At 63.1% G+C, this 25,360-nt stretch carries 24 protein-coding genes, 1 pseudogene and 1 other annotated feature; of the genes and pseudogenes, 11 read left to right on the forward strand and 14 right to left on the reverse strand.

From position 1 onward, the window contains the following. Positions 1-88: 88 nt before the first annotated feature. Positions 89-1,432: an N-succinylarginine dihydrolase gene (gene astB, locus WDB71_RS09450; protein WP_341501334.1), complete on the forward strand. Its 1,344-nt coding sequence runs from the start codon at positions 89-91 to the stop codon at positions 1,430-1,432. Positions 1,433-1,582: 150 nt separating this feature from the next. After that, positions 1,583-2,890 carry a dicarboxylate/amino acid:cation symporter gene (locus tag WDB71_RS09455; RefSeq protein ID WP_341501335.1) on the forward strand — a complete coding sequence of 436 codons (1,308 nt, stop codon included), beginning with the start codon at positions 1,583-1,585 and terminating at the stop codon, positions 2,888-2,890. Between the two features lie 51 nt (positions 2,891-2,941). Here WDB71_RS09455 and sohB read toward each other — a convergent pair whose 3' ends face one another. Together sohB and WDB71_RS09465 are read right to left on the reverse strand one after the other, a co-directional pair. Next, positions 2,942-3,907, reverse strand: coding sequence for a protease SohB (gene sohB / locus WDB71_RS09460; protein ID WP_341501336.1), 966 nt, complete (start codon positions 3,905-3,907; stop codon positions 2,942-2,944). Between the two features lie 86 nt (positions 3,908-3,993). Then, positions 3,994-6,354, reverse strand: coding sequence for a VolA/Pla-1 family phospholipase (locus WDB71_RS09465; RefSeq protein WP_341501337.1), 2,361 nt, complete (start codon positions 6,352-6,354; stop codon positions 3,994-3,996). A gap of 198 nt (positions 6,355-6,552) precedes the next feature. Here WDB71_RS09465 and WDB71_RS09470 point away from each other — a divergent pair, with 198 nt between their 5' ends. Further along, on the forward strand, positions 6,553-7,296 hold the full coding sequence (locus WDB71_RS09470) for a YciK family oxidoreductase (protein ID WP_341501338.1): 744 nt from the start codon (positions 6,553-6,555) through the stop codon (positions 7,294-7,296). 28 nt (positions 7,297-7,324) lie between these two features. On the opposite strand, the gene WDB71_RS09475 is transcribed toward WDB71_RS09470, so the two are convergent. The 6 genes and pseudogenes from WDB71_RS09475 to WDB71_RS09500 form a co-directional block, all read right to left on the reverse strand. After that, positions 7,325-7,660, reverse strand: coding sequence for a glutaredoxin family protein (locus tag WDB71_RS09475; protein WP_341501339.1), 336 nt, complete (start codon positions 7,658-7,660; stop codon positions 7,325-7,327). Positions 7,661-7,682: 22 nt separating this feature from the next. Continuing rightward, a complete protein-coding gene (gene rluB / locus WDB71_RS09480) occupies positions 7,683-8,537 on the reverse strand; it encodes a 23S rRNA pseudouridine(2605) synthase RluB (protein WP_341501340.1) in 855 nt (284 codons plus the stop codon). Beyond that, a complete protein-coding gene (scpB, locus tag WDB71_RS09485; RefSeq protein ID WP_341501341.1) occupies positions 8,534-9,115 on the reverse strand; it encodes an SMC-Scp complex subunit ScpB in 582 nt (193 codons plus the stop codon). The genes rluB and scpB overlap by 4 nt, the downstream gene beginning before the upstream one ends. A gap of 109 nt (positions 9,116-9,224) precedes the next feature. Beyond that, positions 9,225-10,040 (reverse strand): annotated as a pseudogene (locus tag WDB71_RS09490) (segregation/condensation protein A); the annotation flags it as partial. Between the two features lie 33 nt (positions 10,041-10,073). Continuing rightward, positions 10,074-10,697: an L-threonylcarbamoyladenylate synthase gene (locus tag WDB71_RS09495; RefSeq protein WP_341501342.1), complete on the reverse strand. Its 624-nt coding sequence runs from the start codon at positions 10,695-10,697 to the stop codon at positions 10,074-10,076. A 9-nt stretch (positions 10,698-10,706) separates the two neighbouring features. Continuing rightward, positions 10,707-11,528, reverse strand: a complete 822-nt coding sequence (locus WDB71_RS09500; RefSeq protein WP_341501343.1) for a PHP domain-containing protein — start codon at positions 11,526-11,528, stop codon at positions 10,707-10,709. A gap of 248 nt (positions 11,529-11,776) precedes the next feature. Further along, positions 11,777-11,876, forward strand: a sequence feature (Trp leader region). 23 nt (positions 11,877-11,899) lie between these two features. Between WDB71_RS09500 and WDB71_RS09505 the strand changes: the two genes are divergently transcribed. Genes WDB71_RS09505 through trpA form a run of 7 tightly spaced genes read left to right on the forward strand, consistent with a single transcriptional unit; the run spans position 11,900 to position 19,334 of the window. Continuing rightward, positions 11,900-12,913 (forward strand): bifunctional 3-deoxy-7-phosphoheptulonate synthase/chorismate mutase, encoded by a 1,014-nt coding sequence (locus tag WDB71_RS09505; protein ID WP_341501344.1) that lies wholly within the window; start codon positions 11,900-11,902, stop codon positions 12,911-12,913. After that, positions 12,910-14,424, forward strand: a complete 1,515-nt coding sequence (locus WDB71_RS09510; RefSeq protein WP_341501345.1) for an anthranilate synthase component 1 — start codon at positions 12,910-12,912, stop codon at positions 14,422-14,424. Before WDB71_RS09505 ends, WDB71_RS09510 begins: the two co-directional genes overlap by 4 nt. Then, entirely contained in the window at positions 14,421-15,002 is a 582-nt protein-coding gene (locus WDB71_RS09515) for an aminodeoxychorismate/anthranilate synthase component II (protein ID WP_341501346.1), read from the forward strand. Before WDB71_RS09510 ends, WDB71_RS09515 begins: the two co-directional genes overlap by 4 nt. Then, positions 14,999-16,000 (forward strand): anthranilate phosphoribosyltransferase, encoded by a 1,002-nt coding sequence (trpD, locus tag WDB71_RS09520; RefSeq protein ID WP_341501347.1) that lies wholly within the window; start codon positions 14,999-15,001, stop codon positions 15,998-16,000. The genes WDB71_RS09515 and trpD overlap by 4 nt, the downstream gene beginning before the upstream one ends. After that, complete coding sequence (trpCF, locus tag WDB71_RS09525; protein ID WP_341501348.1) at positions 15,993-17,342, forward strand: bifunctional indole-3-glycerol-phosphate synthase TrpC/phosphoribosylanthranilate isomerase TrpF; 1,350 nt, start codon at positions 15,993-15,995, stop codon at positions 17,340-17,342. The genes trpD and trpCF overlap by 8 nt, the downstream gene beginning before the upstream one ends. 4 nt (positions 17,343-17,346) lie before the next feature. Then, positions 17,347-18,525 carry a tryptophan synthase subunit beta gene (gene trpB / locus WDB71_RS09530; protein WP_341501349.1) on the forward strand — a complete coding sequence of 393 codons (1,179 nt, stop codon included), beginning with the start codon at positions 17,347-17,349 and terminating at the stop codon, positions 18,523-18,525. Then, entirely contained in the window at positions 18,522-19,334 is an 813-nt protein-coding gene (trpA, locus tag WDB71_RS09535; RefSeq protein WP_341501350.1) for a tryptophan synthase subunit alpha, read from the forward strand. The genes trpB and trpA overlap by 4 nt, the downstream gene beginning before the upstream one ends. A gap of 84 nt (positions 19,335-19,418) precedes the next feature. On the opposite strand, the gene WDB71_RS09540 is transcribed toward trpA, so the two are convergent. From WDB71_RS09540 to WDB71_RS09555, 4 genes are all read right to left on the reverse strand, one after another. Continuing rightward, positions 19,419-20,432 (reverse strand): S41 family peptidase, encoded by a 1,014-nt coding sequence (locus WDB71_RS09540; protein ID WP_341501351.1) that lies wholly within the window; start codon positions 20,430-20,432, stop codon positions 19,419-19,421. 156 nt (positions 20,433-20,588) lie between these two features. Next, positions 20,589-21,161: an NAD(P)H-dependent oxidoreductase gene (locus WDB71_RS09545; protein WP_341501352.1), complete on the reverse strand. Its 573-nt coding sequence runs from the start codon at positions 21,159-21,161 to the stop codon at positions 20,589-20,591. Positions 21,162-21,221: 60 nt separating this feature from the next. Further along, positions 21,222-21,575, reverse strand: coding sequence for a MerR family transcriptional regulator (locus tag WDB71_RS09550; RefSeq protein ID WP_341501353.1), 354 nt, complete (start codon positions 21,573-21,575; stop codon positions 21,222-21,224). Positions 21,576-21,603: 28 nt separating this feature from the next. Beyond that, positions 21,604-21,945 (reverse strand): nuclear transport factor 2 family protein, encoded by a 342-nt coding sequence (locus tag WDB71_RS09555; protein ID WP_341501354.1) that lies wholly within the window; start codon positions 21,943-21,945, stop codon positions 21,604-21,606. 75 nt (positions 21,946-22,020) lie between these two features. On the opposite strand from WDB71_RS09555, the gene WDB71_RS09560 reads away from it, so the two are divergent. Further along, positions 22,021-23,121, forward strand: a complete 1,101-nt coding sequence (locus WDB71_RS09560; RefSeq protein WP_341501355.1) for an ISAs1 family transposase — start codon at positions 22,021-22,023, stop codon at positions 23,119-23,121. Between the two features lie 248 nt (positions 23,122-23,369). Here WDB71_RS09560 and WDB71_RS09565 read toward each other — a convergent pair whose 3' ends face one another. Beyond that, entirely contained in the window at positions 23,370-24,059 is a 690-nt protein-coding gene (locus tag WDB71_RS09565) for a hypothetical protein (RefSeq protein WP_341501356.1), read from the reverse strand. A gap of 75 nt (positions 24,060-24,134) precedes the next feature. Continuing rightward, the gene (locus tag WDB71_RS09570) at positions 24,135-25,220 is read right to left on the reverse strand and encodes an SEC-C domain-containing protein (protein ID WP_341501357.1); all 1,086 of its coding nucleotides are present in this window, start codon (positions 25,218-25,220) and stop codon (positions 24,135-24,137) included. Between the last annotated feature and the right edge of the window lie 140 nt (positions 25,221-25,360).

Below are 25,360 nucleotides of genomic sequence, written 5' to 3' on the forward strand. Positions count from 1 at the left end.
TGCCCCGAAAGGCCCGGAAAAGGTATAATGGCGACACCGGTATCTCGCGCCAGCCCCTTATCGGTGCTGACTTACAAGGACACCAGCTATGAAACATTACGAAGTTAACTTTGACGGCCTCGTTGGCCCCACGCATAACTATGCAGGCCTCTCTTTCGGCAATGTGGCCTCCCTTTCCAATGCCAAGGAAGCATCCAGCCCCAAGCAGGCTGCCAAGCAAGGACTTCAAAAGGCGAAGGCGCTTCACGACCTGGGCATGAAGCAGGGTTTCCTGGCCCCCCAGGAGCGTCCTGATGTGGCCACCCTGCGCCGCCTGGGCTTCACCGGCACCGACGCCCAGGTACTGGCCAAGGCCGCCAAGGAGGCCCCGGCCATACTGCGCGCCTGCTGCTCCGCTTCCAGCATGTGGACGGCCAATGCCGCCACCGTTTCCCCGTCCGGTGACACCAGCGATGGCCGCGTGCATTTCACCCCGGCCAACCTGACCAACAAGTTCCACCGCAGCCTGGAGCCGGCGGTCACCGGCCGCATCCTCAAGGCCATCTTCGCCGACGAGCGCCACTTCAAGCACCACAAGCACCTGCCGGACAACGACCACTTCGGTGACGAAGGCGCCGCCAACCACACCCGCCTGTGCAGCGAATACGGCGCCGCCGGTGTGGAGCTGTTCGCCTACGGCCGCACCGCCTTCGATCCCAGCCGTCCGGCCCCGACCAAGTTCCCGGCCCGCCAGACCCTGGAAGCGTCCCAGACCATCGCCCGCCTGCACGGCCTGGACGACGACACCGTGGTCTACATGCAGCAGAACCCGGCCGTGATCGACGCCGGCGTCTTCCACAACGACGTGATCTCCGTAGGCAACCAGAACGTGCTCTTCTACCATGAGGACGCCTTCCTGGACACCGAGGCCAAGTTCGACGAGATCCGCCGCAAGTTCGGCGACGACAAGCCGCTGTACTTCATCAAGGTGCCGCGGGACAGGGTCAGCGTCCAAGACGCGGTCAGGACCTACCTGTTCAACACCCAGATCCTGACCCTGCCCCAGGGCCACATGGCCATCATCGCCCCCACCGAGTGCCAGGAGAACGACGCCGTGCGTACCTTCCTGGAGGAGCTGGTGGAGCAGGACACCCCCATCAAGGAAGTGAAGTTCTTCGACGTGAAGCAGTCCATGCGCAACGGCGGCGGCCCGGCCTGCCTGCGCCTGCGGGTGGCCATGAACGACGCCGAGCTGGCGGCGGTCAACCCCCACGCCATGCTGGACGACGCCATGTTCGCCCGCCTCAACCAGTGGGTGGACAAGCACTACCGCGACGAGCTGCGTGAAGAGGATCTGGCCGATCCCCAGCTGCTCATCGAAAGCCGCGAGGCCCTGGACGAACTGACCCAGATCATGAACCTGGGCAGCGTCTATCCCTTCCAGCGCGACTAAGGTCGATTAGCGTGAGAAAAAGCCCGGCAGCGTCCGGGCTTTGTTTTATCCATCAGCGGCCTGGCGGCGCCGACAAGGCCCCTGTGATTGGCTCCGACAAGCTGCTAGATTATGCCGCAATAATGAAATTACATTACTGAAGGATTGGCCATGAAAAATGCTGCCAATAAGCTCAGCCTGACCAGCCGGATCATCATCGGCATGGCGCTGGGCTTTCTTGTGGGAACCCTGCTGAAGATCTTTTTTCCCGAAAATGCCTTTGTGGCGACCTACCTGACCGGTGGAATTTTCCACGTTGGCGGTCAAATTTTCATCGCTTCGCTGAAAATGCTGGTCGTACCACTGGTCTTTGTGTCCCTGGTCTGCGGCACCTGTTCACTGTCCGATACCAGCCGACTGGGGCGCCTGGGTGGCAAGACCATTGCCCTCTACCTGGTCACCACCGCCATCGCCATTTCCCTGGCCATGGGCTTCGCCTTGCTGATCCAGCCCGGCAGCGGCCTGGAGCTGGACACCAACACCACTTTCGATGCCAAGCAGGCGCCGCCCCTGTCCGAGGTATTCACCAACCTGGTGCCTTCCAACCCCATCCAGGCCATGGCCTCGGGCAACATGCTGCAGATCATCGTCTTCGCCCTGCTGTTCGGCCTGTCCATGGCCCTGGCCGGCAAGGCCGGTGAGCGCCTGGCCAAGGTGTTCGAGGATCTCAACGTGGTGGTGATGAAGCTGGTCACCATACTGATGAACCTGGCCCCCTACGGCGTCTTCTTCCTGATGGCCAAGCTGTTCTCCACCATGGGCTTCGAGACCATCGCCTCCCTGGTCAAGTACTTCATGCTGGTGCTGTTCGTGCTGCTGCTGCACGCCTTCATGACCTACCCGCTGCTGCTGAAGCTGCTGACCCGCTTGAGCCCCATCACCTTCCTCAAGAAGATGCGCGACGCCGTACTGTTCGCCTTTTCCACCGCCTCCAGCAACGCCACCATCCCGGTGACCATGGAGACCGTGACCCAGAAGCTGGGGGTGCGTAACTCCACCGCCTCCTTCACCGTACCGCTCGGCGCCACCATCAACATGGACGGCACCGCCATCATGCAGGGCGTGGCTACGGTGTTTATCGCCCAGGTCTACGGCGTCGACCTCAGTTTCGCCGACTTCCTGCTGGTGATCCTCACCGCCACCCTGGCCTCCATCGGCACCGCCGGCGTGCCCGGCGTGGGCCTGATCATGCTGGCCATGGTGCTGCAGCAGGTGAACCTGCCCGTGGAGGGCATCGGCCTCATCATCGGTGTCGACCGCCTGCTGGACATGACCCGCACCGCCGTCAACGTCACCGGCGATTCCATGGTGTCGGTGGCCGTGGCCAAGTCCGAGGGTGACCTGGACGAGACCATCTTCAACGACCCCAATGCCGCCAAGGGCGCCGAGGAAGTACACTTCCACCGCCTCAAGGGCTGACCGCCATGAAAAAAGGGGCCGGAGGGCCCCTTTTTTGTGTCTGCGACAAGGCTAGAGTCCGAGCCGGCTCATCAGCCCCCGGGCGGCCAGGTGCAGCTTCTCGCCCAGCTTGCGTTTGAGCTGGTACTTGACGCCAATGATGCGGTGGCTGTCGAGCTTGTCCACCAGGTAGGAATCGGAGGTGGCAATGGCGTCCACCAGGCCCTTCTCGCAGGCCTCCTGGCCCAGCCAGATCTCGCCCGTGCCCACCTCATCCATGTCCAGCCGGGGGCGGAAATGGTTGACGTGGCGCTTGAAGTGGCCATGGATGCTCTGCAGATCGGCCTTGAACTTGTCTCGACCCTCGTCGGTATTCTCGCCCAGCACCGTCAGGGTGCGCTTGTACTTGCCCGCCGTGTGCTGTTCGAAGTCGATATCGTGCTTTTTCAATAGCTTATGGACGTTCGGCAGGCCGGCCACCACGCCGATGCTGCCCAGGATGGCAAAGGGGGCCGCCAGGATGCGATCGGCCACGCAGGCCATCATGTAGCCGCCGGAGGCCGCCACCTTGTCCACGGCGGCGGTCAGGGGGATACCGGCAGTGCGGATCCGGGCCAGCTGGGAGGCGGCCAGGCCGTAGCCGTGCACCACGCCGCCGGCGGACTCCAGGCGCACCAACACCTCGTCCCGCTCGGTGGCCACGGCCAGCACGGCGGTGATCTCGTCCCTCAGGGAATCCACCTCGTGGGCGTCCATGGAGCCATGGAAATCCAACACGAACAGGGTCGGCCTGTCCTCGTCCTTTTTGGCCTTTTCCGCCTTGGCCCTGGCCTTGCGGGCCTTCTTGTCCAGCAGCACTCCTTCCATCTTGTGCTGCCAGCCCTTGAGGCGGCCGCCCAGATCGGTGATCTCCAGTTCGCCCTTGTGGCGGGACTTGCGACTGCCCATGGCGGCGCCCAACACCAGAATGACGGCAACGGCGATGACAAAGGTCATGGCCTTGGCCAGAAAGAGCCCGTACTCGTACAGAAAATCCAAGTTTTTCACTCCCTTATGTGGCGTCCCAAGAGTGTAAAACAAAAAGCCCGGCTTTCGCCGGGCTTTTTTATCGCTGCCTGAACGCCTTACTGAGCGTCCGCCAGCAGGCTGGGGTCGGTCACCACTATGGCCTTGGCTTCGCTGCCGATAAAGCTGGCCGCCTCGGTCTGCATTTCCGTGGTCGCCGCCGGGTTGGCCTCCGGGCTCAGCAAGGAGCCGTGGCTGGCGCCCAGGATACGGGCCACACCGCTGACCGGGGTCACGCCATCCGGGGTGGCCACGGAGCCGGTGAGGCCATCCAGGCCCAGCACCTTCAGCAGCGGCTCGGTGCCAACCAGCGGCAGGCCGGCCACGGCATTGGGCACCACCTGGTCGCCCACCACTTCCTGGAACAGGATGGGGGTGCCCTGGGCGGCAACGGTGCCGGCGGCATTGATGGAATCGGCGCTGTCCACGACGGTCTGGGCGGCAAAGTTGAACTGGGCGGCAAAGCCTTCGTAGACGGCATCCACCAGCTGATCATAGCCGGCATCGCCGGGCGCAAGGCCAGCCGTGTTGACCTCGGCCAAGGCTTCCTGGAAGGAGGCGGACTGGGTCAGGCCGGCCTTGACCACGGGACCAAAGGACGGCGAGTGGATCAGGATGCCGGCGGTACTGCCGCCACCGACCGACAACGCCGCCTGCTTGAAGGCGAAGGGGTTGTTGGCCAGCACTTCACCTGTCATGGGGTTGATGGTCGGCAGGTTGCCGGCGGCCAGGGCCGGGGTGCCGGCGATGGAGCCCAGGGAGATGGACAGGTAGGAGACCTTGCTGGGGTCGAAGGTACCGGCCATGGCGTTCAGGGCATAGCGCAGCGACAACAGATCGGTGCTGGACTGGCGCAGGTTGTCGCGGGCCGTGGCCAGGCTGGCCAGGTTCATGTAGATGGTGACGTCGGACACCGCCGGAGCATTGGGGCCGGCGCTGGATGCAGACAGGTCGATGGCGTCGTCGCCGTTGAAGTCGATGCCGCGGCTGCCGTGCAGCGGGAAGTCGATGGCGATCATGGCCACGCCCTGGGACGCCAGGGCCCCGGCGATGGCCAGGCCGGTTTCCTTGTAGCTGGTGATGCCGTGGGCAAACACCGCCACAGGCCAGCCGGCCGCGGGCTTGGGCCCGACCAGGCTCTCGTCGGGCAGGGTCACCAGCACCTCGACATTGTTGATGCTCTGCACCGCCGGCAGCGGGTTGAACTTGGTCAGGTGGCGTTCGGGATCGACGGCATTCTCACCGATGTTGAAGCTCTTGCCCACCAGCAGGCTGGGGTCGGCCAGGGCCGCCTGGGGATCCACGCCCTGGGCCACGGCCTGCTCGACAAAGCTTTCCTGGCTCAGGGTGCCGGCCTGCAGGGCCAGCAGCACGGCGGCCGGGCTATCGCCGGCGGCCTGCCAGCGGGAGAACAGCTTGGGGCAGCCGGCCAGTACGTCGGCCGGGTTACAGTCGCCACTGACCACGTCGGCAGCGGTGGGCTTTTGCAGGAAGTACGGCAGGGTCACGGCGCCACCATGGACCTTGGCCAGGCTGGCGCTGGCATGGCCGGGATGCTCTGGCGGCAAGCCCAGCATCTGGGCCGCGGTCATACCGGTATCCACCAGCGGGCTCAGGGTGGGGTTGGCGCCCATGATGGCCAGCTTGGTGGTGGCCAGGATATCGAGGGTGCTCTGGGTGGTGAAGGCGCCGGAGTAGGTGACGCTCTCGGCATCGACACCGGCGGCGGCCAGTACCGCTTCGAAGGAGTTGATCAGGCCCTGGAGCTGCTTCTGCTGGTCGGTGCCCAGGGGGGCGGTGGCCAGATCCTGCTTGAGCAGCTTGTAGGTGGTGGAGCCTTCCACGGCGCGGCCTTCGCTGTCCTGGATCAGGCTGGTGGTGGCCACCAGGTAGGAGGTCTTGGCCTTGAGGGGCTTGAGCGGCACCACGGCGATGCTGTCGCCACTGGCCTGGGTCACATAGTCCTCACCATAGCTCAGGGCGGCCACCGGCTTGCAGCCGACGCCGGTGGGCAGCTCGGCGCAGTCGGCGTCATCGGCACCGCCCAGCACCACTTCCAGCAGTACCACGGCACCGGGCTGGGCCACGGAGGCAGCATCCAGGGTCACGCCGTCATCCAGCTCGATGTCGATGGTAAAGGGCGTGGAGGTGGACCAGCCGTCCAGGCCGGACAGGGCCACGAAGGGATCGCTGAAATCGGCGGGGTTCTCAACCGGAATGTTCAGAGTACCGTCAGTGGTATCCAGGAAAAGCAGATCGTTGGGTACGGGCACGACGCTGTTGCCCGGATCATAGGCCACGAAGCTGGTGGCGATGACCGGCTCGGCGTTGGCCTGCTGCTCTTTGTAGTCGTCAGAGCCGCCGCACGCCGCCAATCCCAGGGCGCCGGCAACGGCCAGGCTGATAAGTTTCTTGTTCATGATTCTCCCCAAAAAAATGGCATTTTTGTTTTTACTTCACCATTGGGCTCCTAACTTATCTCACTGGTCCGACTTTCGCTACATTTTTATAACTTGTCGCCAATAACGGCCATAAAATCAGCGATTTTGCCATCCATGCAGGGCAAGGCTCACTAAGGTAGAATGGCGCCAATACTTGCTCAGCATTCAGGAACCGAGATGCTCGACTATCAAGCCACCACCGATCTGTTGAAAGACCGTGTCATCCTGGTCACCGGCGCCGGCGATGGCATCGGTCGCGAGGCCGCCCGCCACTATGCCCGCCACGGCGCCACCGTGATCCTGCTGGGCCGCACCACGGAGAAACTGGAAGCGGTCTACGACGAGATTGAGGCCGCAGGCCACCCGCAGCCGGCCATCATCCCCCTGGACATGAAGGGCGCCACCGCCCAGAACTACCGGGACATGGCCGCCACCATAGAGAACCAGTTCGGCCGCCTGGACGGCGCCCTGATGAACGCCGGCCAGCTGGGCGTGCTGGGTCCCTTCGAGCATATCGACGACGACACCTGGAACAACGTCATGCAGGTCAACGTCAACGCCACCTTCATGATGACCCGAGCCCTGCTGCCGCTGCTGAAACAGGCCGAGGACGGCCGCCTCATCTTCACCTCGTCCGGTGTCGGCAAGCAGGGCCGCGCCTACTGGGGCGCCTACGCGGTGTCCAAGTTCGCCACCGAAGGCATGATGCAGACCATCGCCGACGAGGTGGAAAAGGGCCCGCTCAGGGTCAACTGCATCAACCCAGGAGCCACCCGCACCAAGATGCGTGCCAAGGCCTACCCCGGCGAGGACGTGGAAAAGCTGAAGACCCCGGCCGAGCTGATGCCCCTGTATCTGTACCTGATGGGGCCGGACTCCAGGGATGTGAACGGCCAGAGCATAGACGCCCAGCCCAAGTGACAAAAAACCGGCCAACTGGCCGGTTTTTTTATCGCTGCACCGCCTGTAGGACCGCCTTGGGCCTGTAACCCCTGATGACGGTACGGCCGTCCACCACCACCATGGGAACGCCCGTGCCGCCCAGGGCCAGGAATTCTTGCTGGTACCGGGCCGAGGTCTCGATATCCTTTTCCCGGTAGGGAATGCCCCGCGCCTTGAACAGGGCCCTCATGCGCTTGCAGTAGCCGCACCAGGCGGTGCTGTAGAGCACCACCCCGGCCTGCTCGACCGAAGGCGGATTGAACCAGCGCTCGACGGCGTCGCGATTTTGATAAAGGCCGCCCACCAGGGCCACCACCAGCAATAACAGCGTACTTCTCGACATGGTGGCGCCCTCTTCTGCTGCCTTAGTCGTCCTTCTTACCCTGGCGACGCACTCTGTCCTTGCGTACGGCGCGGCGGATACGGGCCGCCTTGGTGTGCATGCGCTGGCTTGTCTTGGCGGGCAGCTTGGTCCTGTCCTCGGGCCTCAGGCCCACCGAGCTGCGCAGGTAGTTGACCATGGGCAGCTCCAGCTCTTCCCAGCCGCCCTGGGGCAGGCGCTTGTTGAGCTGGATGTCGCCGTAGCGGACCCGGATCAGCCGGGACACCTGCAGCTCCTGGGACTCCCAGAGCCGGCGCACCTCCCGGTTGCGGCCCTCGGTGAGGGTAACGTTGAACCACTGGTTCATGCCCTCGCCGCCCATGGCCTTGATCTTCTTGAACTTGGCCGGGCCGTCTTCCAGCTGCACGCCGCTGCGCAGTTTCTGCAGCTTGGCCTCGGTCACCTCGCCGAACACCCGCACTGCGTACTCCCGCTCCACCTCGTGGCTGGGGTGCATCAGGCGATTGGCCAGCTCGCCGTCTGTGGTGAACAGCAGCAGGCCGGAGGTGTTCACGTCCAGGCGGCCCACGGCGACCCAGCGGCCTTCCTGCAGGCGTGGCAGGCGGTCGAACACGGTGGGACGGCCCTCGGTATCGCGGCGGGTGCACAGCTCCCCTTCCGGCTTGTTGTACATCAGTACCCGGCAGATCACGTCCTCTTCGGCACTGATGGTGATGAGACGACCGTCGATGCGGATCTGCGCCGTGGGACCGACCCGGTCGCCCAGCTTGGCCACCTGGCCGTCGACACTTACCCGCCCTGCAGCGATCACTGTCTCCATCTCACGACGGGAACCCTGGCCGGCACGGGCCAGGACCTTCTGCAATTTCTCAGTCATTGTGTTTCCTCGGCCGCTGCCTGTGGCAGGGGCGCTTTGTCTTCAACGTCGGCAAATGCCTTCAATTCGGGCAATTCTTCCAGGCTCTTCAGGCTTAAATCGTCCAGAAACTGCCTGGTGGTGGCATAGAGGGCGGGCCGGCCCGGCACCTCCTTGGTGCCCACCACCTTGATCCAGCCCCGCTCCTCCAGGGTGCGGATGATCTGGGTGCTCACCGAGACCCCGCGCACGTCCTCTATCTCGCCCCTGGTGATGGGCTGGCGATAGGCGATCAGCGCCAGGGTCTCCATGGTGGCCCTGGAATAGCGCGGCGCCTTCTCCACCCAAAGGTAGGACAGCCAGGGGCTGAGGGCATCGTCGGCCTGGAAGCGGTAACCGCTGGCCACCTCCACCAGGCGGATGCCGCGGGGAGCGTAATCCAGCTCCAGGGTCTTGAGGGCCTTGCCCAGCTTCTGGGCACTGATCTTGAATTCGCTGAGCACCGAGTTCAGCAGCTCGGCCTTGCTCAGGGGCCGGCGCGCCACGAACAGGGCGGCTTCCACCAGGTTCTTCAGCTGTTCGTCGGTGATCTTACGCATCCCCTTCCCTTTCTGCTTGGTCTGCTCCGTCGGCCCGCGTTCTCTTCTCCACCCTGGGTGATAACGGCGGTTCGCCACCATCGGCATCCATTGAGTCGATACCGGCCCCGTCGGCCCGCGCTCTCTTCTCCACCCTGATGGTGGCAAAGGGCTCGGTCTGAATGAGGCGGATGGCCGCCAGCTTGGTCAGCTCCAGCATGGCCACGAAGGTGACCACCACCCCGGCCCGGCCTTCCTCCACGGTGAACAGGGCCGCGAAGGGCAACCGCCCTTCCCTTTCCAGGCGTTCCAGTATGGCCGCCATGCGCGCCCGGGTGGAGAGCTTTTCCCGCTCTATTTCATGTTCCTTGAACATGGAGGCCCGCTTGAGCACGCCGGCAAAGGCCAGCATCAGCTCCTCGGCGCTGACCTCGGGGGCGATCAGTATGGGCCTGCAGCTCGCTCCCGGCTCGGCGCTGGCTTCGAAGGTGTCCCTGTCCATGCGCGGCAGGGCCTCCACGTCCTGGGCCGCCTGCTTGATCACCTCGTATTCCTGGAGGCGGCGGATCAGCTCGGCGCGCGGATCCTCCTCGTCCTCCTCGGCGCTTTCGCGCCTTGGCAGCAGCAGCCTGGACTTGATCTCCGCCAGCACCGCGGCCATCACCAGGTACTCGGCGGCCAGCTCCAGCTTCAGCTCGCGCATCACTTCCACGTACTCCATGTACTGGGCGGTGATGGCGGCCACAGGCAGATCCAGGATATCGACCTTTTCCCGGCGAATGAGGTACAGCAGCAGATCCAGCGGACCCTCGAAGGTTTCCAGGAACACTTCCAGGGCCTCCGGCGGGATATAGAGATCCTCCGGCTTGTCCAGGTACGGCTGGCCGTGGATAAAGGCCAGCGGCAAGGGCTGCTGGACGGGCTGGGTAGGCTGATCCTGGCTCATCTCGGGCGGCGCATTATAGGGGCTTGGCCCGGCTTACTCAAAGGGGCTGGGATCACCGGCGCCGCGGCGCAGCACGGTGATCTCATCGTCTTCACTGAGGTCCACCACAGTGGTGGGCTGCTCGCCCATGACGCCGCCGTGAATGATGAGGTCCACCTGGTGCTCCAGGGCCCAGCGGAACTCCTCCGGATCCGACTCGGCCAGGTCGTTGCCGGGCAGGATCAGCGACGAGGACATCAGCGGCTCGCCAAGGGCCTCCAGTAGATCCTGGGCGATCCTGTTGTCGGGTACCCGCAGGCCTATGGTCTTGCGCTTGTCGTTCAGCAGCCGGCGCGGCACTTCCTTGGTGCCCTTGAGCACGAAGGTATAGGCGCCCGGGGTGTTGTTGCGGATGAGGCGAAAGGCCTGGTTGTCGACCCTGGCGTAGGTGGCCAGCTCGGAGAGGTCGCGCACCATCATGGTGAAGTTGTGGTCAGAGCCCAGATCCCGCACCCGGCACAGCTTCTCCAGGGCGGATTTGTCGCCGATCAGGCAGCCGATGGCATAACCGGAATCGGTGGGGTACACCACCACGCCCCCGTTCTTGATGATGTCCACGGCCTGGTTGATCAACCTGGCCTGGGGGTTCTCCGGGTGTACGTAAAAAAACTGACTCATGGTCATCCTCTATTCCCACACCGGCAGCGCACCTGCCGGCAAGTATAGGTTGCGCCCCAGCTCCGCAAAGGGGCTGGGAAAATGAAAGTCGGAGCCCTGGGAGGCCTTGAGATGGTGCTCGGCGGCCAAGTCGGCCAGGAAGCGGCGCTCGTTCTGGGGCTGCTGGCACTGGGCCACCTCCATGGCGTCGCCGCCGGCCTCGGCGAATTCGGCCACCAGCTTGCGCAGCCACTTGCCGCTGAGCTGGTAGCGGCCCGGATGGGCCAGCACCGCCTTGCCGCCGGCCCGATGGATGACGGCAATGGCCTCGGCCAGTGGCACCCAGTTGGGGGGCACATAGCCGGTGTTGCCCCGGCTCAGGTATTTCTTGAACACGGCGCCCACGGTGCTGGCCTTGCCCAGCTCCACCAGGTACTGGGCGAAGTGGGCCCGGGTGATGGCGGCGGTGCCTGCGTGGCGGCGGGCCCCGGCCAGGGCGTCGGGTATTTTGGCTTTCTCCAGACGGCGGCCTATCTCCACCGCCCGCTCCTCGCGGCGCTGCTTCTGCTGCGCCAGCAGGGCCATCAGGGCCTGGCAGTCTTCGTCCACCCACAGGCCCACCACATGGACCTCCTTGGCGCCCCACTGGCAGGAGATCTCCACCCCGGGCACCAGCTCCAGGGGCAGCTCGTTGTCATGGATATGGGCACGGGCCACCGCCAGGGCGTCCGTGGTGTCGTGGTCGGTGATGGCCAGGCGGCTGACCCGCCGCTCGATGGCCCTGTCGATCAGGGCCTGGGGGGTCAATTTGCCGTCGGAAAAGACGGTATGGCTGTGTAAATCGGTGATCATGGGACGATTGTACCCCGACAAGGCAGGCACACAAGGTAAAAGAAGGCGTTGACAGGGCCCGGGCCGGCAGATAGGGTTTAGGGCATGAAAGCGAATATCTTCACTCTGAACAACTGGTGGTGGCACAACCCATAACGGGCTGTGCATTTTGTCGTATTCGTATTTCGACCAAATTCCACAAGCCCGCTGCACGCGGGCTTGTTTCGTTTTAGGGACCAAGAAAAATGACCAACTTCAAGCAACTCAACATCTGGTGGTGGTGGCACTCCTGGCGTCAGGCGGGCTAGTCGCACCTGTGTGTTCCCTAACGAACATCCCAAGGCCCGCCGACAAGGCGGGCCTTTTTTATTTTTAAATTCGAGGAATGAATCATGATTGTCGTACTGAAACCTGCTGCCAGCGAACAAGACGCCAAGGCCATCCTGGCCCGTATCGAGAGCAAGGGCCTGCAGCCCTTGTACATGCCCGGCGTGGAGCGCATCGTGCTGGGCGCCATCGGCGACGAGCGAGTGCTGGCCCAGCTGAACCTGGAGGCCGACCCCCTGGTGGAGGAGGTCAAGCCCATCCTGTCCAAGTACAAGCTGGTGTCCCGGGAGCTGCACCCCCACGACACCCGCGTCAAGCTGGGCGACAACCATGTCGGCGGCGAGTGCTTCGCGGTGATCGCCGGGCCTTGCGCCGTCGAATCCCGCGAGCAGCTGCTGGCGGTGGCCGAACTGGTCCAGAAGCACGGCGCCATCGCCCTGCGCGGCGGCGCCTTCAAGCCCCGCACCAGCCCCTACGCCTTCCAGGGCCTGGGTGAGGAAGGTCTGAAGCTGCTTAAGGAAGCCAACCAGCTGCTGGGCCTGCCCACCGTCTCCGAGGTGGTCACCGCCGAGGAGGCCGAGCTGGTGGCCCAGTACGTGGACTGCCTGCAGATAGGCGCCCGCAACATGCAGAACTACCGGCTGCTGGAGGCCGTGGGCAAGGCCGGCAAGCCGGTGATGCTGAAACGAGGCCTGAGCGCCACCATCGAAGAGTTCCTGCTGGCCGCCGAGTACATCTTAAGCAACGGCAACCCCAATGTGATCCTCTGCGAGCGCGGCATCCGCACCTTCGAGACCGCCACCCGCAACACCCTGGATCTCAACGCCGTGGCACTGCTGAAGCAGAAGACCCATCTGCCGGTGATGGTGGACCCCAGCCATGGCACCGGCGTACGCGAGCTGGTCATCCCCCTGTCCCGGGCCGCCGCCGCGGTGGGCGCCGACGGCATCATCGTCGAGAGCCACCTCAATCCCAAGGCCGCCCTGTCCGATGGCCACCAGGCCCTGACCGGCCCCATGTTCGCGCAGCTGATGGCGGAGCTGAAGCCCTTCGTGGCCGCCGCCGGGAGGACACTGTGAGCCATCAGTTCCTGAGGCTGAAGAGCCACTACCAGGCCGATCCCCTGGCCTGCTACCAGCACCTGAGCGGCGGCAAGCCCGGCAGCCTGCTGCTGGAGTCCGCCGAGCCCAGCGCCGGCAACGCCAAGCAGAGCCTGGCGGTGCTGGACGCGGCCCTGGAGATCCGCGCCCTGGGCCAGCAGATCAGGGTGACCAGCCTGAGCGCCAACGGCGCCGCCCTGCTGCCGGCGCTGGCCGGGGCCCTGGGCGCCGAGGTGAACGGTGATTCGTTCACGGTGACGGTGCCCAGGCCGGATCCGGAGCTGGACGAGGATCAGCGTCTCAAGGCCCCCTCGGTGCTGTCGGTGGTGCGCGAGCTGCTGGCGCTGCTGCCCCAGGATCCGGAGCTGCCCTTCGCCTCCCTGGTGGCGGGCCTGTTCGGCTTCGATCTCATCGCCTCCTTCGAGGCGCTGCCCGAGGTGGGCGGCAACGAGCAGGTGCCGGATCTCTGCCTGTACCTGGCCGAGACCCTGCTCCATGTCGACCATCAGCGCCAGAGCGCCAGCCTGCAGGCCCTGTGCCTGGACGGCGCCGACAGCGCCAGCTACTTCGAGCTGTCCCGGCGCCTGGCCCGTTACCACCGGCAGCTGGAGCAGGTGCCGGCGCTGGAGGCCATCCCGGCCGCCGGTAAGCCCGAGGCCACAGAAGTGCTGCCCGGCGACGCCGACTTCGAAGCCCAGGTGGCCCGGCTCAAGGAGCACATCCTGGCCGGCGACTGCTTCCAGGTGGTGCCGAGCCGCCGCTTCCTGGCGCCCTGCCCCGAGCCCCTCAAGGCCTACCGGGCGCTCAGGGCCCAGAACCCCAGCCCCTACATGTTCTACCTGGCCCATAAGGACTTCACCCTGTTCGGCGCCTCCCCGGAAAGCGCCCTGACCGTGGACAGCCAGAGCCGCCAGCTCAGCCTCTATCCCATCGCCGGCACCCGCCCCCGCGGCATGGATGCCGATGCCGACGCCCGCATCGAGCTGGAGCTGCGCCTGGACGAGAAGGAACAGGCCGAGCACCTGATGCTGGTGGACCTGGCCCGCAACGACGTGGCCCGGGTCGCCGAGCCCGGCAGCCGCGCCCTGGCCGAACTCTTGAAGGTGGACCGCTACGCCCGGGTCATGCACCTGGTGTCCAGGGTCACCGGCACCCTGCGCTCGGATCTGGACGCCCTGCACGCCTACCAGGCGGCCATGAACATGGGCACCCTCACCGGCGCCCCCAAGGTACGCGCCAGCGAGCTGATCCGCCAGGTCGAGGGCCGCCGCCGCGGCGCCTACGGCGGCGCCATCGGCTACCTGACCGCCCGCGGCGACATGGACAGCGCCATCGTCATCCGCTCCGCCCAGGTGGTGGACGGCACCGCCTGTGTCCAGGCCGGCGCCGGCGTGGTCTATGATTCGGTGCCGCGCCTGGAGGCCGAGGAAACCCGCCACAAGGCGTCCGCCGTGCTGGCCGCCATCGCCGCCACCCAGGAGGCCCGATGAACATCATCATGCTCGACAACCAGGACTCCTTTACCTACAACCTGGTCGACGACTGCCGCCAGCTCGGCGCCAGGGTGCGCACCTTCCGCAACACCGTGCCCGCCCGGGTGGTGCTGGACGCCCTGGCCCAGGCCGAGCGGCCGCTGCTGCTGCTGAGCCCGGGCCCCGGCGCCCCGGATCAGGCCGGCTGCCTGATGCAGGTGCTGGCCGAGAGCCTGGGCCGCTACCCCGTGCTTGGCGTCTGCCTGGGCCACCAGGCCCTGGTGCAGCACTGCGGCGGCAGCCTCAGGCGCTCGCCTGTGCCCCGCCACGGCAAGGCCTTCCGGCTGGACATCGCCGACCATGCCCTGTTCACCGGCATGGAAAGCGCGCCCCTGGTGGGCCGCTACCACTCCCTGGTGGCGGACGTGGTGCCGGACCAGCTCGAGGTGCTGGCCCGTAGCGAGGAGCAGGTGATGGCGGTGAGCCACCGCCGGCACCCGGCCATCGGCCTGCAGTTCCACCCCGAATCCCTGCTGACCCGTGACGGCCGCCGCCTGCTGGCCAATGCCTTCGACCTGTTGGGAGCCCGACCATGAACCTCGATCATTTCCTCACCGCCGCCCCCCTCAGCCAGGATCAGGCCCGGGCCCTGTTCACCCAGGTGGTGCAGGGCGAGCTGGAGCCGGTGCAGCTGGCCGCCGTCCTCACCGCCATGAAGGTCCGCGGCGAAACCGCCGACGAAGTCAGCGGCGCCGCCCTGGCCCTCTTGGACGCCGCCCTGCCTTTCCCAACCCCGGACTACCGGGTGCTGGACTGCTGCGGCACCGGCGGCGACGGCGCCAACACCCTCAACATCTCCACCAGCGCCGCCTTCGTGGCCGCCGCCGCCGGCGTCAAGGTGGTCAAGCACGGCAACCGCGCCGTCAGCAGCCAGAGCGGCTCCACCGACGTGCTCGGCGCCCTGGGGCTGCCGGTGGAAGTGGCCCCGGAACTGGCCCGCCGGGCCCTGGACGAGCTCAACCTGTGCTTCCTGGCCGCCCCCCAGTACCACCCCGGCATCCGCCACGCCATGGCGGTGCGCAAGAGTCTCAAGACCCGCACCCTGTTCAACCTGGTCGGTCCCCTGGTCAACCCGGCCCGGCCCGGCCGCCAGCTGATGGGCGTCTACCACGAGAGCCTGCTGCCGCTGGTGGCCGACACCCTGATGCAGCTCGGCCGCGACCGGGCCCTGGTGGTGCACGGCAGCGGCCTGGACGAACTGGCCCTGCACGGCCCCACCCGCATCATCGAGATCAAGGACGGCAAGCAGATCGAGCATGAGCTGACCCCGCAGCGCCTCGGCCTGGAGGAGCAGGCCTTGGCCGCCATCCGCGGCGGCGACGCCAACCACAACGCCTGCCGCCTGAAGAACCTGCTGGAAGGCCGCGAATACGGCGCCTATGTGGACGCCGTGGCCCTGAACGCCGCCGCCCTCTTGTACCTGGACGAAAAGGCCGCCACCCTGGTCGAGGGCCTGGCCGCCGCCCGCGAGGTGATCGACAGCGGCAAGGCCGGCCAACTACTCAAGGCACTCAAGGAGCTGCTCCATGGCTGAGACCATCCTCAACCGCATCGTCGCCCGAAAGCGCGCCGACCTGCCGGCCCTGAAAGCGCACTACCCCCGGGCCCTGGCCGGCACCGGCCTGGAAGCCTCCGGGCGCAGCCTGTATGACGCCATCAAGCAAGGCCCGGGCTTCATCCTGGAGTGCAAGAAGGCCAGCCCCTCCAAGGGCCTCATTCGCGACGACTTCGACCTGGACGCCATCGCCACCGTCTACGGCCGCCACGCCAGCGCCATCTCGGTGCTCACCGACCAGCCCTTCTTCCAGGGCAGGCCCGAGTACCTGGCCAAGGTGGCGTCCCGGGTCACACAGCCGGTGCTGATGAAGGACTTCGTCATCGACCCCTTCCAGGTGCGCCTGGGCCGATTCTTAGGCGCCGACGCCGTGCTGCTGATGCTGTCGGTGCTGGACGACGACCAGTACCTGCTACTGGCCGCCGAGGCCGCCAAGTACCAGATGGACGTGCTCACCGAGGTGGCCAACGAAGCGGAGCTGGACCGGGCCCTGGCGCTCGGCGCCGCCATCATCGGCATCAACAACCGCAACCTGCACGACCTCAGCATCGACCTGGCCCGCACCGAGCAACTGGCGGCGCGGATCCCTGACGCCACCCTGGTGATCAGCGAGTCCGGCATCAAGAACCATGGCGACGTCAAGCGCCTGCGCCCCCATGCCGACGGCTTTTTGGTCGGCTCCGAGCTGATGAAGGACGACGATCTGGACGGCGCCTGCCGGGCGCTGATCCACGGCGAACACAAGGTCTGCGGCCTGACCCGTCCCCAGGACGCCCTGGCCGCCTACCGGGCCGGGGCCCTGTTCGGGGGCCTGATCTTCGCGCCCAGGAGCCCGCGCTGCCTGAGCGTCGACGAGGCCGAAGCGGTGATGGCGGCGGCGCCGCTGCGCTACGTGGGGGTGTTCGTCAACGAGGCCGTAGAGCAGGTGGCCGCCATCGCCAAGGAGCTGGACCTCTACGCCGTGCAGCTGCATGGCGACGAGGACGAGACCTATATCGCCCAGCTTCGCCAGTTGACCTGGGCACAGCTCTGGAGGGCCTGCACCGTCGATGCCATGCCAACGCTTGCCGTGGACCGGCTGGTGGTGGACTCCAAACATGACGGCCAGTTCGGCGGCACCGGCACCGCCTTCGACTGGTCCAAACTGGATGGCAGGGCGCAGCCAGTGCCGGTGATGCTGGCCGGCGGCATCGGCCCGGACAACTGCGAAAGCGCGCTGAAGGTACCGGGCATCACCGGCCTGGACCTGAATTCAAAGCTGGAAAGCGCCCCTGGCCTGAAATGCCGGGACAAGATCAACGCCGTATTTGACAAGGTTTAACAAGATGAGCCAGTTTTCCCCTTATTTCGACGACTTCGGCGGCTGCTTCGTCCCGGAGATCCTGGTGCCGGCCCTGGAGCAGCTCACCGCGCATTTCGAGGCGGCGCTGGTTGACGACGGCTTCCAGCAGGAACTGTCCGGCCTGCTGCGCCACTACGCCGGCCGCCCCACGCCGCTGTTCGAGGCCGAGCGCTTTTCCCCCAACCCCAGGGTGCGGATCTTCTTAAAACGCGAGGATCTGCTCCACGGCGGGGCCCACAAGACCAACCAGGTGCTGGCCCAGGGCCTGCTCACCAAGCGCATGGGCAAGACCGAGATCATCGCCGAGACCGGTGCCGGCCAGCACGGCGTGGCCACCGCCATGGTGGCGGCCCTGCTGGGGCTCAAGGCCCGCATCTACATGGGCGCCAAGGACTGCGCCCGCCAGCAGCCCAACGTCTACCGCATGAAGCTGATGGGCGCCGAGGTGATCCCGGTAGAAAGCGGCTCCGGCACCCTCAAGGACGCCGTCAACGAGGCCCTGCGCGACTGGGCCGCCAACTACGACAGCGCCCACTACCTGCTGGGCACCGCCGCCGGCCCCCACCCCTTCCCGCACATGGTGCGCGAGTTCCAGCGCATCATAGGCCGGGAGGCCAAGGCGCAGATGCTGGAATTGGCCGGACGCCTGCCGGATCTGGCCATCGCCTGCGTCGGCGGCGGCTCCAACGCCATCGGCCTGTTCGCCGACTTCATCGACGAACCGAGCGTGGCCCTGATGGGCGTGGAGCCGGCCGGCCGCGGCCTGGACACAGGCGAACACGGTGCCCCCATCCACCTGGCCCGCACCGGCATACTGCACGGCATGAAGAGCTACCTGATGCAGGACGAGGTGGGCCAGATCCTGGAAAGCCACTCCATTTCCGCCGGCCTGGACTACCCGGCCGTGGGCCCCCAGCATGCCCAGCTGGCCGCCAGCGGCCGCGCCCAATACGTGGCCGTGACCGACGACGAGGCGGTGGCCGCCTTTGGCCGCCTGGCCCGCACCGAAGGGATCATCCCGGCCCTGGAGTCCAGCCACGCCCTGGCCCAGGCCCTGAAGGTGGCCGAAGCCGCCACCGACGACATGCTGCTGCTGGTCAACCTGTCCGGCCGCGGCGACAAGGATCTCAACACCATGATGGCCCTGGAGGATGCCCAATGAGCCGTTACAGCCCCCTGTTCGACCGCCTGGCCGCCGACAAGCACGGCGCCTTCGTGCCCTTCTTGATGCTGGGCGATCCGGACCTGGCGTCCTCCTTCGAGCTTATCTGCGAGATGGTGGAAGCCGGCGCCGATGCCCTGGAGCTGGGGATCCCCTTCTCGGATCCGGTGGCCGACGGCCCCACCATACAGGAGGCCGCCATCCGCGCCCTGGCCGCCGGCACCACCCCGGCCAAGGCCTTGGGACTGGTCGCCCGGGTGCGCGAACGTTACCCCGAGCTGCCCATGGGCCTGCTGGTGTACGCCAACCTGGTCCACGCCGCCGGCCTGGACGCCTTCTACGGCCGCTGCGCCGAGGCCGGGGTGGATTCTGTGCTGGTGGCGGATGTGCCGCTCCGGGAGGCGGCACCCTTTATCGAAGCCGCCAGGGCCAACGCCGTGGCACCGGTGCTGATCGCCCCGCCCAATGCCTCGGACGATACCCTCAGGCAGGTGGCAAAGCAGAGCCAGGGCTATGTCTACCTGGTATCCCGGGCCGGAGTCACCGGCACCGAATCCAGGGCCGGCAGCAGCCTCTCGCCCCTGGTGCAGAAGCTCAAGGATTACGGCGCCCCGCCGGTGCTGCTGGGCTTTGGCATCGCCAGCCCCGCCGACGTGCAGGCGGCCCTGGCCCAGGGCGTGGACGGCGCCATATCCGGCTCCGCCGCCGTCAAGGCCTCGACCCGCGGCCCCAAGGCCCTCGGCCGCTTCGTGGCCGGCATGAAGGCCGCCAGCCGCGGCGAATTCGTGGACAGCTTCCCGGGGCAATAATAAAGGCATGGTTTAACGTAAAAAGCCGCCCAATGGGCGGCTTTTTTCCTTTTCAGGGGGCGCACTGCCTCGCTGACCCCGGCGCTACTCGCCGCTTCTCAGCTCGGCCAACTTGGCGTCGATCTCCTTGAGCTGGTAGCCGTCTTTCAGACTGGGCCTGATGGCTTCCAGGGCCAGCAGGTAGGCCCTGTCCAGGGCCTGTTCGCTGCTGGCGGCGACATGGGGCTTGACGCCGACGCCTTCCCAGTTGCTCTTGGTGATGGGATTCACCGCCATGGCGTTGGGAATGCCGGCCCGAAAGCCCGCCACCAGGGGGTAATAACGCCAGGGGTTGGCGCCGCCCCGGGTGGTTTCACCGACCAGGGTGGCCCGCTTGAGCTGCTTGAAGTTGTAGGCAAATTCCTCGGCTGCGGAGAAGGTTTCGGCACTGGTCAGCACGTAGAGGGGCAGCCCCCTGGCAAAGGGCGATTGCACATCGTCCAGGGTCCAGAATTCGGTGGTGCTGCCACTCTCGCGGGAATAGAAGCTGTTGAGGTGGGTCTTCGTATCCAGGAAGTAGCTGCTGAGCAGCTGCACCATCTCGGCGCTACCGCCGCCGTTGCGGCGCAGGTCGATGATCATCGCATCGACCTTGCCCAGGAAACCCATCAGGTGTTCGACCGTCTTCCTGGCCTCATCATCCAGGTTGTCGAAGCCCCAGAACGCCAGGTAGCCGACGTTGCCATCGAGGATCTCCACCTTGTTGAAGCCGAAATTCTTGCGGTCCAGCTTGCTGAACCAGTCTTCCCTTTCCACCCGCTGGGCCTGTGGCTTGCTGCGATCCTGCCACTGCACCCCGAAGTGCTTGTCGTGCCTTTGCAGTTCGTCGGTCAGCAGCCTGGCCAGCGCCCTGGGCTCGGTTATCGCCTTGAAGCGCTCCGTCTTGGCCAGCGCCTGCAGGGTGGCGTCGATGCGGTCGATATGGCCCACCTGCACGTAATGGTCGCGAATGTGCTCACGCAGCGAATCCAGCACCTTGGCCTTTTCCGAAGCCGTCATGGCGCCGGCGAAGGCGGCGGCGGGCAGCAGAAGGCCGAGCGCCAGCAAAGTCCGTTTCATGGTGTTGTCTCCTTTGGGAGGTGTTTTGGGGTCGGATACCCATGGCACTGGATTAGCTGACAACGTATTGATCTGCAAGGTTCAATGAGACAATCATCGGCACCATCGTGGCAATGCCACACACAAAAAAGGCCACCCGGCAGGTGGCCCATGGGTTCAGCGGCACTCCGCCGCCAACGCCCTGACTTCCTGCAGCCAGCCCGCTCGTTGTGTCTCGTCGGCCAGCAGCACCGAGCCGAACAGGCTGACTTTGGCGGCACCGACGCCACAAAACTGCAGGGTAAAGCGGTCCAGCTGCTCGATAACCGGCCTGGCCTGGTCCTCGGTGTAATCCGCCGGCGTGTCCATGGTCAGCACGATCCGCGCCGTCTTGCCCTTGAGCAGTTGCCTGGGTTCGAGCTCGCCCTCTTCGTACTTGAAGGTGACGTTGGGCAGGAAGGTGCGCTCGAAGATGCCCTTGAGCTTGGCCGGCAGACCGCCCCACCAGACCGGCGCCATGATCACCAGGTGGTCGGCCCAGGCCAGTGCCTCCTGGAAGCTCGCCAGACAGGGCTCCAGCGCCTGGATGGCGTCGTAACCACTGTCCAGGCTGGGATTGAAGGCCATCTCGGCCAGGTTGAAGCGGCGGATGTTGGCATGGGCTTCGGCGCCCGCCTGGTACTGGTCACACAGGCGCTGAACGAAGCTTTGGGGTTTGGGATTGCCGCTGAGCAACAAGACATTTTTCATCATGATTCCTCTGTTGTTTGGGAGCCATGACGAGTCTAGGGTCTCCCCTAAGGGGGAGAGTCAAGCCCCTTGGGGGCAGGTAGCAATGGAGGCCACGCAGGCGTCGAGCCGCTCGATATTGCCGACAATGCGCTGGAGCTCGGCTTCCATGTCCCGCTTCAGGTCCTTGAGGAAATGGTTGACCCTTTGCCAGTCCACTTCACCGTTATGGTAGCGGATGGCCCCCTTGATCCTGGCCAGCGACACGCCCAGCGCCTTGGCCTCGACAATCAGCCGCAGCACTTCGACATGGGCGTCGGTGTAGACGCGGTAGCGGCCGAGCCGCTCGGGGGCGCGGATGAGTCCCTTCTCTTCATAAAACCGGATCGCCTTCACGGACAGCCCGGTCTTCTTGGCTACTTCTCCGATATACATGGCCTAAGGTTCCACTACGGCAAGGCCTTTAGAATGCACTCTTCCACTGCTCGGTGTCGATAAACGAGCGCTCTTCGACGACCTTGTCACCCCGGAACCTGAACAGCACCGTCAGCTGGGACGCCGGGATCTTGTTGGATTTCCACTCCATGATGGAAACGACCTCGCTTTCCCCTTCCAGCTGGCGCAGCCCGGTGATCTCAAAGCCCGGCGGCAGCAGTGCGCCAATACCGTCCAGCGCCGCCCGGAACGCCTGCCGCCCTTCCAGCACGTCGGTCTGCCCGGGCATCACGAACTTCATATCGTCCACATAATCGGCCACCAAGGCGTCGAAATCCCCGGCCCCGATAGCCTCCCAGGGCCTGATCATACTTTGTTAACGGCAGGGAACTATCTCGCTTGGGCGTGATCCGATCCGCCATGTTACTCTGCCGGCTCCACTCCCATGTCCCTGTTTGACCACTTGACCCTCATCGAAGATACCCGCTCCCCCATCAACCGCCAACACAACCTCGTCGATGTCATCTTCTTGGTGATGTCTGCCATGGCCTCTGGCTGTGAAGGCTGGCTTGATATCGAAGAGTTCGGCCATGAGCACCTGGATTGGCTCCGCCAACACCGGCCATTTGAAGCGGGGATCCCCACCCGCCATTCCATCGCCCGCATCATCAAGGCCGTGGATGCACAATGCCTCGTACTGGCCCTGTTTAGCTGGGTCAATCACTTGCGCCAAGCCAATGGCCGCCAGCTCATCGCCATTGATGGCAAGACCCTGCGCGGGGCGGTCAATCAACAAGGTAAAGAGCAAGCGCTGCACCTGATCTCGGCCTTCGATACCGAGCAGGGTGTCACCCTGTTCCAGCAAGCCACGGCAACCAAAGGAGGAGAGTTGGTTGCGGTGCGAGAGCTGCTGACCATGCTGGATATCCGCGACGCCGTGCTGACCTTTGACGCCTTGCATTGCAACAAGGAAACACTGCACCAGATCAGCAAGCGTAAGGGCGACTACATCGTCCAGGTCAAAGGCAACCAGCCGAGCTTGCGTGAGGCCATAGAAGAGATCTTCCAGCCCTATTGGGATAGCGGTGCAGCGGGACTCCCCCAGCATGAGCAAACGGAACAAGGCCATGGCCGGCAGGAGCGGCGGACGGTGTTCCAGTTGCCGGCCACACTGTCCAAAGAGCTGGCGAAGAAGTGGCCGTCGGCGAAGTCCGTTATCGCGGTAGAGCGGGAGCGCCGCCACCGGGGGCGGACGAGCATCGACACCCATTACTACCTGAGTTCATTGGATATCGACCCAGCGTTTGTGTCAGACGGGATCCGCCAGCACTGGCATATCGAGAACCAGCAGCATTGGGTGCTGGATGTGACCTTCAGGGAAGACTGCAGCCGGATAGGCGACCGGGAGAATGCCAAGAAGATGGCGTTGCTACGACGGATCGTGCTGAACCTGCTCCAGCAGCACCCACTGCAGGTCAGCAAGCCGAGCAAGCGGCGGAAGGCGGCCTGGAACGGGAAGTTCAGGTCAGAACTGTTCTTTGGTTAATGGATTTAACAAAGCATAATCCGGCCCTGGGCCCTGAGGTGGAAAGGAGCCTTCTGCTTCTCGCTCACGGATCAAATTCCGCCAATACACTAGCTTATCTCCTTCCATGTAATACTCCGCGAGGTTTCTCATAGCGGCATAACATTGCTCAGTTGTTGGCCATTCCATGACAATCCCTATATTCATAACGCCCGCAGCACGAGCAAAATTGGAGCGCAGCGAAAATTTTGTCCTGGTGCCTGCGCTTGTTAGTTTTTCTTGAATACTTCGCCAACATAGCTCTTAAAACCGTCCGGCAACCCATTATGGAAGAATGCAAAATAGCATTTGCAATTTCCCTGTGATATATCGTCTTCACTGCATGTACATGCCTTAAAGGCCTCAATCTTTTTCTCGCCGTGATGAATTACTGTTTTTTCGTCGTAAGGGAGAAAGGCTGCAATCCTAAACTCATCTTCATGTTGGTATCGAGAGTGTTTGGTAAATACTGCCTCATTAGCAGGTAAGGAAGAAGCTCCTGCATTATCTGTATAATAGGTAACGTTTTTAGCGATGACCTCACCGCCGAACTTTTCTTCAAATAAAAACTTCATAAAGTTGATCAAGTACTCAACGTTAAATTCAATGCATACATCTGCATTAAATTTCTCAAAAAGCTCTTCATCGTTCTTTTTATTGCTTAGACAAATACATAGGCAATGTCTTGTAGGAAGCCTGAATTTTATATTTGAGGCAAAATCTTCAGGAGGAAAATCGAATCCAGCAATATTTAACTTTATTGAATCCGGTGAAAATTCAAACTTCTTAAAAGCCTCATCATCTCGCATATTATCGTTTTCGAGGCGAGAATAATGTCGAATATCGCAAAATCGAATACTGGCGTTTCCTTCAACTAATCCTTTCAGAACATCCCATTTTCCATATAGGTATTTGTACATGGCTCCTCCGAAAACCAACGCCTAAATCAGCGGCCCGAAAAGCCGCAGGCTTTGTGGGTCCGCTGCATTTTCTTGTTAGTTGATCACAACTCGATCTACAATCCAATTTGTGTATTTCTTTTTTGTAAACCTAATTGGCATGCCGATCTGTATCGGATTTCTAGCCATGTCTTCGATTGTTTCTCTCCGATCTTTATCGAGGCCTTCAACCCAATCTTTAGAAAAGTATGTATTCTCTATATAACTGAATATAATCTCAACTAGCGCGCTTGGTAGGTCTTGCCTTTCAATTTTCACTAGAGATTGAATAAATTGCTTACATTTAGTGAATTGCTTAGGCCACGAGAAAACAATCACATAACCTGTACTCGTCGTTAGAGTGTTTACGGATATGTTTTCTATAAATTTGACACCTGGCGCTACTGACTGGAGCCTCACCCCATCAACAGTAAAATCTGGAGTAAATGCACCTCCTACAACAATATCAAGGTCCCCACTAAAGTATATTGAGGCACTTTCGAATTCATCGTAGTTATGTTTATTGTGATGATTGACATACAGATCAAGAGTAGTCTTAAAATCATCCATACCTTTCGTGAAGCCTTGATTCATGGTTTCTAATCTTTGTTGCAGTTCAAACTGCTCCTGAACAGACATTCCTCGATCAAGATTTTCCTTCATAAAGGGCATCCCTTTATGAACACTGACTTTCTTGAAGTATTCAAGCGCATAAGCTCGATACCCCGCTAAGAAACATTGAAATTTTGACCCTATAAATTCCTGATCTTCGATGGGACTGAACATAGCTTTATCATGCAGACCGCAAAAACCTTTAAAGGTTGAAGCTTTTTGCCAACCGATTTTAGACAGCTCGTTGTCTCCACTACCATTTATACCGAAGGTGTATACATGATTGGTGCTATCTACAATATGCTTAAGTGGACCACTTTTTTGAATAGAATGTGCATCGATTATTTTCTTACTGCATAGACCTTTTCCTGCGTCCGGGTGCAAGCATTCTTTGTGCATAGTTTTGGCTCGAAGTTCTGATAACATCCTGCCAACGGGGTGAGCGGTTTCATCTGATCTAAGATAATGACATTTCTTATACTTCTTTCCGGAGTTACACCAGCAAGGGTCATTCCTACCTATTTTACTCATATCTCTCCTTGGCAACTAACGCGGTATATATGGCCCTTACAAGGTAAGAAAGCTTGCAAGCTGGCCTAAAGCTCATATGTATCAGCAAGTTAGCACGATAACCTTGCATGGTCGATTTTTAATCGGCATGACCTCAACTT

The sequence above is a fragment of the Gallaecimonas sp. GXIMD4217 genome (assembly GCF_038087665.1).
GTDB lineage: Bacteria > Pseudomonadota > Gammaproteobacteria > Enterobacterales > Gallaecimonadaceae > Gallaecimonas.

Excerpts from the sequence above, each read along its gene's own strand:
- rluB (WP_341501340.1), bottom strand. The coding sequence starts at position 8,537 with ATGACTGAGAAATTGCAGAAGGTCCTGGCCCGTGCCGGCCAGGGTTCC.
- WDB71_RS09455 (WP_341501335.1), top strand. The coding sequence starts at position 1,583 with ATGAAAAATGCTGCCAATAAGCTCAGCCTGACCAGCCGGATCATCATC.
- scpB (WP_341501341.1), bottom strand. The coding sequence starts at position 9,115 with ATGCGTAAGATCACCGACGAACAGCTGAAGAACCTGGTGGAAGCCGCC.
- trpCF (WP_341501348.1), top strand. The coding sequence starts at position 15,993 with ATGGCTGAGACCATCCTCAACCGCATCGTCGCCCGAAAGCGCGCCGAC.
- WDB71_RS09495 (WP_341501342.1), bottom strand. The coding sequence starts at position 10,697 with ATGAGTCAGTTTTTTTACGTACACCCGGAGAACCCCCAGGCCAGGTTG.
- WDB71_RS09555 (WP_341501354.1), bottom strand. The coding sequence starts at position 21,945 with ATGATCAGGCCCTGGGAGGCTATCGGGGCCGGGGATTTCGACGCCTTG.
- astB (WP_341501334.1), top strand. The coding sequence starts at position 89 with ATGAAACATTACGAAGTTAACTTTGACGGCCTCGTTGGCCCCACGCAT.
- WDB71_RS09540 (WP_341501351.1), bottom strand. The coding sequence starts at position 20,432 with ATGAAACGGACTTTGCTGGCGCTCGGCCTTCTGCTGCCCGCCGCCGCC.
- trpB (WP_341501349.1), top strand. The coding sequence starts at position 17,347 with ATGAGCCAGTTTTCCCCTTATTTCGACGACTTCGGCGGCTGCTTCGTC.
- WDB71_RS09545 (WP_341501352.1), bottom strand. The coding sequence starts at position 21,161 with ATGAAAAATGTCTTGTTGCTCAGCGGCAATCCCAAACCCCAAAGCTTC.
- WDB71_RS09560 (WP_341501355.1), top strand. The coding sequence starts at position 22,021 with ATGTCCCTGTTTGACCACTTGACCCTCATCGAAGATACCCGCTCCCCC.
- trpD (WP_341501347.1), top strand. The coding sequence starts at position 14,999 with ATGAACCTCGATCATTTCCTCACCGCCGCCCCCCTCAGCCAGGATCAG.
- WDB71_RS09475 (WP_341501339.1), bottom strand. The coding sequence starts at position 7,660 with ATGTCGAGAAGTACGCTGTTATTGCTGGTGGTGGCCCTGGTGGGCGGC.
- WDB71_RS09470 (WP_341501338.1), top strand. The coding sequence starts at position 6,553 with ATGCTCGACTATCAAGCCACCACCGATCTGTTGAAAGACCGTGTCATC.
- WDB71_RS09465 (WP_341501337.1), bottom strand. The coding sequence starts at position 6,354 with ATGAACAAGAAACTTATCAGCCTGGCCGTTGCCGGCGCCCTGGGATTG.
- WDB71_RS09505 (WP_341501344.1), top strand. The coding sequence starts at position 11,900 with ATGATTGTCGTACTGAAACCTGCTGCCAGCGAACAAGACGCCAAGGCC.
- WDB71_RS09515 (WP_341501346.1), top strand. The coding sequence starts at position 14,421 with ATGAACATCATCATGCTCGACAACCAGGACTCCTTTACCTACAACCTG.
- WDB71_RS09565 (WP_341501356.1), bottom strand. The coding sequence starts at position 24,059 with ATGTACAAATACCTATATGGAAAATGGGATGTTCTGAAAGGATTAGTT.
- WDB71_RS09570 (WP_341501357.1), bottom strand. The coding sequence starts at position 25,220 with ATGAGTAAAATAGGTAGGAATGACCCTTGCTGGTGTAACTCCGGAAAG.
- WDB71_RS09500 (WP_341501343.1), bottom strand. The coding sequence starts at position 11,528 with ATGATCACCGATTTACACAGCCATACCGTCTTTTCCGACGGCAAATTG.
- trpA (WP_341501350.1), top strand. The coding sequence starts at position 18,522 with ATGAGCCGTTACAGCCCCCTGTTCGACCGCCTGGCCGCCGACAAGCAC.
- WDB71_RS09550 (WP_341501353.1), bottom strand. The coding sequence starts at position 21,575 with ATGTATATCGGAGAAGTAGCCAAGAAGACCGGGCTGTCCGTGAAGGCG.